Raw genomic sequence first — 8,762 nt, 5'->3', positions numbered from 1 at the left:
GCGCGGACGGCGGAGCCGAAGGACCCGCGGACAGCGGAGCGGCCGGCACCCCCGGCGTCCACGACGGCGGAGCCGACGGCGGAGCGGACCAGTCCGGCAGCCGCTCTTGACTACGTCCCGAACCGGCCTCCAGGACGTCGGCGCCGCACCGGGCGCCGGGGTCCTGGAGACACGTCTGACCGGGCTGAGCACGGAGGAATTCGCCCGGGACGTCTGGGCTCGGAAGCCGTTGCTCACCCGTCGCGCGAGCGATTTCTCCGACCTGTTCTCCGCAGACGCCGTGGATGAGTTGATCTCGTGCCGTGGCCTGCGTACGCCCTTCCTCCGCGTCGCCAAGGACGGTTCCACCCTCCCCGAGTCGGGGTTCACCTCGTCGGCCGGTGTCGGTGCCACCATCGCCGACCAGCTCGACGACACGGCGCTGTGGCGGGCGTTCGCCGACGGCGCCACGCTCGTGCTCCAGGCGCTCCACCGCACCTGGGGGCCGGTGGGCGCGTTCGGTGCCCGGCTTAGCGCGCAGCTGGGGCATCCGGTGCAGGCGAACGCCTATGTCACCCCGCCGCAGAGCCGAGGGTTCGACGCCCACTACGACGTGCACGACGTTTTCGTCCTCCAGATCGAGGGAACGAAGCGCTGGCTCGTCCACGACCCCGTACACCGCGATCCGCTGCGCGACCAGCCCTGGACGGACCACCGGTCCGCCGTCGCCGAGGCCGCGCGGGGCGAGGCCCACCTCGATACCGTGCTGGAGCCCGGCGACGTCCTCTACCTGCCTCGGGGCTGGCTGCACGCCGCCGAGGCACAGGGCGGGGTCTCCGTCCATCTGACGCTGGGCATCCACGCCTGGACGCGGTACGCGCTGGCCGAACAGCTCGCGCAGGCGGCCCTCACCGCGCTGCGCGACGACCCCTGGATGCGGAGCACCCTGCCCCTGGGCGTGGACGGACCGGACGACGAGATCGACATGATCCGCGAGCACCTCGTCGCCGCCGTCACGAAGGCCGACTCCGCCCCGCTCTTCCACCGGGCCCGGCGAGGACAGGGACGCCCCGCACCACTGGGACCGCTGGCCCAGCTCACCGCCGTCGACGGCCTCGGTCCGGACACGCCCGTACGGCTCCGTACGGCGCTGGAGGCGCGCCTGAATGGCTCGCGCCTGACCACCCGCGTCGGCTGGCTCGACTTCTCCGAGGCCGACCTGCCGTCCGTGTCCCGCCTGCTGGACGGTGAGGTCCGTGCCGCCGGTGAGCTCGGCGTCGCGCTCGTCGGCAGACTGCTGCGCGCGGGTGTGCTCGTGCCCGCCGGAGAGTGACCACGCCGCGGTGACTCCGACAGGACGGTTCTTCTGCGCGGACGCCGCCCGGACGCGCGGCGACTCGATCGTGGGCACGGCACCGCACGGCTCCGCCTGGGTCCTCATCGAGTACCGGGGCGGCTGGCCGGCCGACGGCTTCGACGGCCTCGACCTGGAGCCCGGGACCAAGGCGCTCGTGTTCGCCGCCGCCCGAGCGGCGCGGGCCCGTGTACTCCTGGTGCGGCGCCACGGCCGCCGAGGGCCCCAGGGCCCGCCGCGCTGGGCCGTACTGCGCTACGACGGCACCGGCGCCCACCGCCAGCGCTGGGGCACCTGGAGCCGCGACGAGGACCTGGCGCAGGTCGTCCAGGCCCTGGCCACCCCCGGAGAGCCCGGCGGCCGGCCCGTCGTCCTCGTCTGCGCCCACGGTCTCCACGACGCCTGCTGTGCCGTGCGCGGGCGGCCGGTGGCCCGCGCCCTGAGCGAGCACCGGCCGGACCTGGTGTGGGAGTGCACGCATGTGGGCGGTGACCGGTTCGCCGCCAACGTCGTCGTCGTGCCCGACGGCGTCTACTACGGGAATCTCGATGCCGGGTCGTCCGTCGCGGTGGTCGAGGAGCACCTGGCCGGCCGTGTCCACGCCGAGCATCTACGGGGGTACACCGACCTGTTCCCGCCGCAGCAGGCTGCCGTCGCCGCCGTACTCGACCGCTTCGGCCCGGCAGGCCGGCACGACTACGCGGTGGCCCGGACGTTCCGTGACGGCGACGGCTGGCAGATCCGGGTCACCGGCGGCCCGCCCGGTCCGGCCGCTGTCGACGTCGAGGTGCGGGCGCGGCGCACACCGCGGAACCGGCTGACCTGCCGGGGCCCGGCGACGAGTTCGGCTGTGGTCTACGACGCCGTTTCGGTCCGGCCGGGCTGAGAACGGGACGGGCAGGCTGAAGGAGCGGCGAGTGGACGAAGCAGCTGGTGGACCAAGCAGCTTGTGGACAAGGGGACAAGGCCCTCGCCCCCACCGCCTCAGGCCGCCTCCCTCCCCGCTCCGATCCCGTCGCCGATCCCCTCCCCGATCGCCTCCGCGACCTCCGCCACCCGGGCCTCCTCCTCGGCGGCGAAGCGTTCGCGGTCCAGCTCCTCGGCTATCTCCTCGTCCTGGGACATCAGCAGGTCCAGGTTGGAGTCGCCGAGTTCGAGGACGCCCATGTCGACGTACGCCCTCTGGAGCCGGGGGCCCCACAGGCCTATGTCCTTGACGCACGGCACGATCCGGCTGAACAGCAGCTTGCGGAAGAGCTGGAGGAACTCGGAGTGCTCCGAGAGGTCCTTCGCCTCCTGCTTGCCGATGCCGAAGTTCTCCAGGACCTCGACCCCGCTGAGCCGGTCGCGCATCAAATAGCAGCCCTCGATGACGAACTCCTCGCGTTCGCGCAGTTCGGCGTCGCTCAGCTGCTTGTAGTAGTCGCGCAGAGCCATCCGCCCGAAGGCGACGTGCCGGGCCTCGTCCTGCATCACGTACGCGAGGATCTGCTTGGGCAGCGGCTTGGTGGTGGTGTCGCGGATCATCCCGAAGGCGGCGAGCGCCAGGCCCTCGATGAGGACCTGCATCCCGAGGTACGGCATGTCCCAGCGGGAGTCGCGCAGGGTGTCGCCGAGCAGCCCCTGGAGGTTGTCGTTGACCGGGTAGAGCATGCCGATCTTCTCGTGGAGGAAACGGCCGTATATCTCGGCGTGCCGGGCCTCGTCCATGGTCTGGGTGGCGGAGTAGAACTTGGCGTCCAGGTCGGGGACGGACTCCACGATCCTGGCCGCGCAGACCATCGCGCCCTGCTCGCCGTGGAGGAACTGGCTGAACTGCCAGGAGGTGTAGTGCTTGCGCAGCTCCCCCCGGTCCTTCTCCGTCATCTTCGCCCAGTGCGGGGTGCCGTACAGCGTCAGCGCCTCGTCGGGGGTACCGAGCGGGTCGGTGGGGTCGACCTCCAGCGACCAGTCGATGCGCTTGTTGCCGTCCCACTGCTTGTCCTTGCCCTTCTGGTAGAGGGCGAGGAGGCGTTCGCGGCCGTCGTCGTAGTCCCAGCTGAACCGTGCCGCTCCGGTGGCGGGGACCTGCCAGAGCGGTTCGGACGGCACAGTGGTGTAGAGGTCATGAGTGGACACGGACGGCTCCTTCGCCTCGACTGACTCGTACGGCCTGACAAGTTCCGTGACACCGGCAGCAGTTGGGCCCGAGAGCCTGCCGCCTCCCCTCGCAGGTTCACACGTTGGTAGACGGCGGGTCAACAAGTCGCACGAAGTCGCGCACAAGGGATTGACGGCCTTGCTGACGAGCAGTCTCATAAGGGGTGACCGCCGGTAACTCCTGTGCCCGGCAACCCCCTGTGCCTGTGAGGTGCTCCCGTCATGACGACCGTGCCGATCGCCGACCGCGACGCGACCGCTCGCGATGTGACCGTGCTCCGGGACGCCCTCGGGCCGCTCCGCGACCGTGAGCAGATCGCCGCCCGCCTGCTCGAGTCCTCGGCCAAGCACTCCTTCGACCCGGACACCGAACTCGACTGGGACGCGGCGGTCGAGGAGGGCAAGTGGTTCTGGCCGCCGGAGCTGGTCTCGCTCTACGACACCCCGATGTGGCACCGCATGTCGCAGGAGCAGCGCCTGGACCTCTCCCGGCACGAGGGAGCGGCCCTCGCCTCGCTCGGCATCTGGTTCGAGATCATCCTGATGCAGCTGCTGGTGCGGCACGTCTACGACAAGCCCGTCACCAGCAACCACGTCCGCTACGCCCTCACGGAGATAGCCGACGAGTGCCGCCACTCGATGATGTTCGGCCGCATGATCGACTGGGGCGGCGCCCCGACGTACGAGGTGCCGCGCGTCTACCACAACCTCGCCCGGGTCCTGAAGACCGTCTCCACCACGCCCGGTTCGTTCGCCGCGACCCTGCTCGGCGAGGAGGTCCTCGACTGGATGCAGCGGCTGACCTTCCCGGACGACCGGGTGCAGACCCTGGTGCGCGGCGTGACCCGGATCCATGTGATCGAGGAGGCGCGGCACGTCCGGTACGCCCGGGAGGAGCTGCGCCGCCAGATGGTGACCGCCCCGCGCTGGGAGCGCGAACTCACCAAGGTCAGCTGCGGCGAGGCGGCCCGCGTCTTCTCCGTCTGCTTCGTCAACCCGCAGGTGTACGAGAACGTCGGCCTGGACCGCCGCGAGGCCGTCGCCCAGGTGAAGGCGAGCGGCCACCGCGCGGAGGTGATGCAGACGGGTTCCCGGCGGCTCACGGACTTCTTCGACGACATCGGGCTGCTGAACGGCGTCGGCCGCAGGCTGTGGCGCAGCTCAGGGCTGCTGGCCTGAGGCCGTGCGAACCGGAGGCTTTAGGCTCGGGGGCATGACCTCCACCGCCGCAGCCCCGCCGCCGCCCCGCGCGTACCGCAGGCTCAGTGTCGAGGAGCGCCGTGCCCAGCTCCTGGTCGCGGCGCTCGGCCTCTTCGCCCACCGGGCCCCCGACGAGGTCTCGCTGGACGAGGTGGCGGTGGCGGCCGGGGTCTCCCGGCCGCTGGTCTACCGCTACTTCCCGGGCGGCCGGCAGCAGTTGTACGAGGCCGCGCTCGGCTCGGCCGCCGACGAGCTGAAGCTCTGCTTCACCGAACCGCCGGTGGGCCCGCCCACCGAGCGGGTCGCCCGCGTCCTGGACCGCTACCTCCGCTTCGTCGACGAGCACGACACCGGCTTCAGCGCCCTGCTGCGCGGCGGCAGCGTCGTGGAGACGTCCCGTACGACGACCATCGTGGACGGCGTCCGGCGGGCGGCGGCCGAGGAGATCCTCAGCCACCTCGGCCGGATCGGCGGCAGCGGCCCGCAGAGCGCCCGGCCGAGGCTGCGGATGATGGTGCGCAGCTGGATCGCGGCCGTCGAGGCGGCGTCGCTGATCTGGCTGGACGAGGGCAAGCAGCCCTCGGCGGCCGAGCTGCGCGGCTGGCTGGTCGACCACCTCATCGCCCTCCTCGCCGCGACCGCCGCCACCGACGAGGAGACCGCCTCGGTGGTACGTGACCTGCTCGCCCTGGAGACCTCGGACGGCCCGGCCGGGCGGCTGGCGGAGCTGGTGATCCCGGTCGTCGCCGAGGCGGCGCACCTGCTGCCGCACGCCACTGCGGCAGACTGACCAGGTGAAGAGCGAGAACACCCCCTTCAAGGGCGGCCCCCTGGACGGCCGGGTACTGCCGGTCCTGGTCGGCCCGACCGGCCACCCGCCCAAGTGGTACGAGGTCCCCGTGCCCTCCGCCGACGGCTCCCCGCCCACCGTGTACGCGTACGAGCGCGTCCCGGCCGGCTACACCAAGCGGCTCGGCCTGCAGCGCGGCTGGGTGTACGAGTACGCCCCCGGCGGCCGCAAGCGCCCCACCCTCAAGTGGCCCTGGTCCAGGCCCGCGGGCGGTGCCTGAGACCCGTGCGCGGGCGCAGGCCCTAAGATCGACGGTCAGGTGCCGAGGGACGGGTCACTCGGGTGCCGATGGACGGTCACAAGGGGGGTGCGCCATGGAGGCGCTGCGTAGGGAAGATCCACGCCGTTTCGGCCGCTTCACCGTGCTGGCCCGCTTCCAGGAAGCCGCGAGCGCCGTGCAGTACGTGGCGCGGGACACCGGCGCCGACGAGCTCGCCGTGATCACCGCCGCCCGCCCCGCGCTCGCCGCCGTACCGGCGTTCCGGCGCCGCTTCCAGGCCGAGGCCCGCACCGCCGGACGCCTCGCGGGCGGCTGGGTGACGCCGCCCCTGGAGACCGGTGAGGGTGCACTTCTCCATACCGCGGCGGAGTACGTCCCCGCCCTCCCGCTGGCCGAGGCGATCGGCATCGCCGGTCCACTGCCGGAGCGCGCCCTGCGGATACTGGGCGCGGGCATCGCCGAGATCCTCTCCCGGGTCCACGCGGGCGGCTCGGTGCTCCAGGGCCTCGCCCCGGGCACGGTGCTGCTGGCCGCGGACGGGCCACGGCTCACCGCGTTCGGCCCGCTCGGCGCGGCAGCGGCGGCGGAGGCGAAGCCGGGCGGGCAGCTCTCGGTCCGGCTGGGCTACCTGACGCCGGAGCAGGTGGAGGGCGAGGAGGTCGGCGCTCCGTCCGACCTGTTCGTGCTGGGGCTGCTGCTGGCGTACGCGGCCACGGGGGCGACCCCGTTCACGGAGGGCGCGCCCGAGGAGGCCGCCCGCCGCATCGCCGAGGCCGACCCCGAACTGGACGCCGTACCGCTGGAGTTGCGCGGCCTGATCGCCGGCTGCCTGGCGAAGGACCCGGCCGAGCGGCCCACCGCCGGTACGGTCGCCGCCGAACTGGCCCTGGAGGGCGCGGCGGGCCTCGCCCGGGGCGGCTGGCTCCCCGAGCGGCTCGGGGCGGCGGTCGCGGACCAGGAGGCCCGGGTGCGGGCGCTGGAGGTGCCGGAGGAGGCCGAGGCCGCTCATCCCGTTGCGGAGGACGCACGGCCCGCCGGAGAGCCCGAGGACGCACGGCCCGCGGACACGGTGCCCACGGACTCGGTGCCCGGCGCGGCGGCCGCAGTACCGGCGGACGCACCGGCCGAGGCACCCGCCACCCACCCCCCCACCGACCCGAGGGTCACCGCGGCCACCACCGACGCGGCCGCGGTGACGAGCAACGACACCGGCAGCGGCAGCGGCAGCGGCACCGGAGACATCGGCGAGGACCGGGGCACCACCCGCTTTCTCAGCACCGGCCCCCAGCCGCCCCGGACCGATCGCGCGACCACCCACCTCGCCCTCCCCCACGAGCTGCCCCCTGGCCTGCCCCAGGCCCCGGCCCTGCCGACGGGCGACGCCCCCGCCGCAGCGCCGTTCCCCGCCTCTCCCGAACGCCCGGCACCGGCCCACCACCACACCCACGGCAGCCCGGCCCCCTACCCGGCAGCGGCGCTCCCGGGCTCCGCGGGCCAGGGCAACGGCGGGGGCCAGGGCGGCGGGCCCATGGTGGCGCTGCCCCTCCCGCCCGCTCCCGCCCCGCCGGAGGGATCCGCCACCAGCCGCCGGACCCTCATCGCCATCGCGGCCGCTGCGGTCGGCGGGCTCGTCGTGGGCGGCGGCTCGGTCGCCGCGATCGGTGGCGGGGAGAGCGTGGCCGCCACCGACGACAAGCCCGTGCCGAAGCCGCGCCGCACGCTCCCGGGCCAGCACCCCGAGCCGCGCTGGACCTACTCCCACCCGGCCTCCGAGTCCTCCCCTCTGACCACCGCGCTCTGGCGGGACCGGCTGCTGGTGGTGACCAGCCAGAGCCAGGCGAGCGCCGTCGACGTCAGGACCGGCAAGCGGGTCTGGCAGCGCGCGGACGCCGCCAAGGGCCAGCCGGCGGTGGTGGCCGGTGACCTGTGCTTCGTGGCGAGCCCGACGGAGTTCCTCTGGCTCGCGCCGAAGGACGGCACGGTCGTGCACCGCGTGCGGTACGCGGACGGCTTCACCGACCTGCCGGACCTTCAGGTGGGACGGCTCGCGGGCCACTCCGGGCCGGTCATCTGGTTCACGGGCTCGCACACGGTCACCGTGAAGGCCCCCAAACCGAAGAAGGGCAAGAAGAAGGCGGCGGACAAGCGGGTCGTCCAGGCGTACTTCTTCGCGTACGACATCGTCCGGCGTACCGAGGTCTGGCGTACGCCGGTACCGGCGGGCCGCGCCCCCGGCACGCCCCTCTACCGGGTGGTCGCGGAACGCTCGGCCGATCTCCTCGTACGGCAGGAAGCGGTCACCCTGACGGCGGCCGAGGTCAAGGCGGCCAAGGGGAAGGGCTCCATCCGCTCCTTCGACCAGCAGACCGGCAAGCTGCAGTGGACCAAGCAGTACGGCACGGTCGGCCCCGATGCGGCCGTCACGGGGGACGAGGACGGGATCCTGTACGCGGCGGCCGGCGCCGGTCTCCAGTCGTTCGAGGCGGACACCACCAAGCCGCTGTGGCGGGTCGAGGGCACGGCGGGCTCGGCCTTCGGCACCCCGCTCGTGGCCGGTCGCGTCCTCCACACCACCGAGCGCAGCCGGCAGGTCGGCGCGGTGGAACGGGAGAGCGGGCGCCTGGTCTGGCGGCGCTCGACGGAGGTGCCGGGCACCGGAAGCGCGCCCGCCCTCACCCTGAGCAGCGGCGGAAAGACCCTGCTCGCCTGCGACGCCACCCAGGTCACCGCGTTCTCCGCGGCCGACGGGGAGCGACTGTGGAAGTTCCAGGACATCGGGGCGGCCGCCCCGAAGGGGGCCACGGTGAGTGCCCCGTACCGGGCCCTCGCCGTCGGCGCACACATCATCGTCCAGCGGGACAGGGCCTTCTACGCCTTCCCGGTGGCCTGAGCCGGGCCCTCCTCCTCATCGGTACCGCCGTCCGGGGCATCCCCCGGACGGCACGCCGTGCGGTGCTTGCATCAGCTGACACCGGGTGACCGGATTAATCGGATTAGCTCGCTCACTTGTGGACGAGCCC

The 8,762-nt window shown here is 73.3% G+C and carries 7 protein-coding genes; 6 read left to right on the top strand and 1 reads right to left on the bottom strand.

Annotated features, from left to right (window positions below; translation table 11 throughout):
- Positions 1–106: 106 nt before the first annotated feature.
- Both ABZ154_RS27940 and ABZ154_RS27935 read left to right on the top strand, forming a co-directional pair.
- Positions 107–1,312: a cupin domain-containing protein gene (locus ABZ154_RS27940; protein ID WP_356837074.1), complete on the top strand. Its 1,206-nt coding sequence runs from the start codon at positions 107–109 to the stop codon at positions 1,310–1,312.
- A gap of 10 nt (positions 1,313–1,322) precedes the next feature.
- Complete coding sequence (locus tag ABZ154_RS27935; RefSeq protein WP_356837073.1) at positions 1,323–2,219, top strand: sucrase ferredoxin; 897 nt, start codon at positions 1,323–1,325, stop codon at positions 2,217–2,219.
- 98 nt (positions 2,220–2,317) lie between these two features.
- On the opposite strand, the gene ABZ154_RS27930 is transcribed toward ABZ154_RS27935, so the two are convergent.
- Positions 2,318–3,451 carry a ferritin-like domain-containing protein gene (locus ABZ154_RS27930; RefSeq protein ID WP_356837071.1) on the bottom strand — a complete coding sequence of 378 codons (1,134 nt, stop codon included), beginning with the start codon at positions 3,449–3,451 and terminating at the stop codon, positions 2,318–2,320.
- Positions 3,452–3,694: 243 nt separating this feature from the next.
- Here ABZ154_RS27930 and ABZ154_RS27925 point away from each other — a divergent pair, with 243 nt between their 5' ends.
- From ABZ154_RS27925 to ABZ154_RS27910, 4 genes are all read left to right on the top strand, one after another.
- Positions 3,695–4,651: a diiron oxygenase gene (locus ABZ154_RS27925; protein ID WP_356837069.1), complete on the top strand. Its 957-nt coding sequence runs from the start codon at positions 3,695–3,697 to the stop codon at positions 4,649–4,651.
- A 34-nt stretch (positions 4,652–4,685) separates the two neighbouring features.
- A complete protein-coding gene (locus tag ABZ154_RS27920; RefSeq protein WP_356837067.1) occupies positions 4,686–5,462 on the top strand; it encodes a TetR/AcrR family transcriptional regulator in 777 nt (258 codons plus the stop codon).
- A gap of 4 nt (positions 5,463–5,466) precedes the next feature.
- Positions 5,467–5,742, top strand: a complete 276-nt coding sequence (locus tag ABZ154_RS27915; RefSeq protein ID WP_356837065.1) for a hypothetical protein — start codon at positions 5,467–5,469, stop codon at positions 5,740–5,742.
- Between the two features lie 94 nt (positions 5,743–5,836).
- The gene (locus tag ABZ154_RS27910) at positions 5,837–8,632 is read left to right on the top strand and encodes a PQQ-binding-like beta-propeller repeat protein (RefSeq protein WP_356837063.1); all 2,796 of its coding nucleotides are present in this window, start codon (positions 5,837–5,839) and stop codon (positions 8,630–8,632) included.
- Positions 8,633–8,762 lie beyond the last annotated feature (130 nt).

Source organism: Streptomyces sp. NPDC006261 (assembly GCF_040613515.1).
Classification (GTDB): Bacteria; Actinomycetota; Actinomycetes; order Streptomycetales; family Streptomycetaceae; genus Streptomyces.
Note: the sequence above shows the minus strand (reverse complement) of the source record. Positions and strands in the feature narration are given on the sequence as shown.

Coding starts and splice junctions, on each gene's coding strand:
- ABZ154_RS27925 (WP_356837069.1), top strand. CDS start 3,695: ATGACGACCGTGCCGATCGCCGACCGCGACGCGACCGCTCGCGATGTG.
- ABZ154_RS27920 (WP_356837067.1), top strand. CDS start 4,686: ATGACCTCCACCGCCGCAGCCCCGCCGCCGCCCCGCGCGTACCGCAGG.
- ABZ154_RS27910 (WP_356837063.1), top strand. CDS start 5,837: ATGGAGGCGCTGCGTAGGGAAGATCCACGCCGTTTCGGCCGCTTCACC.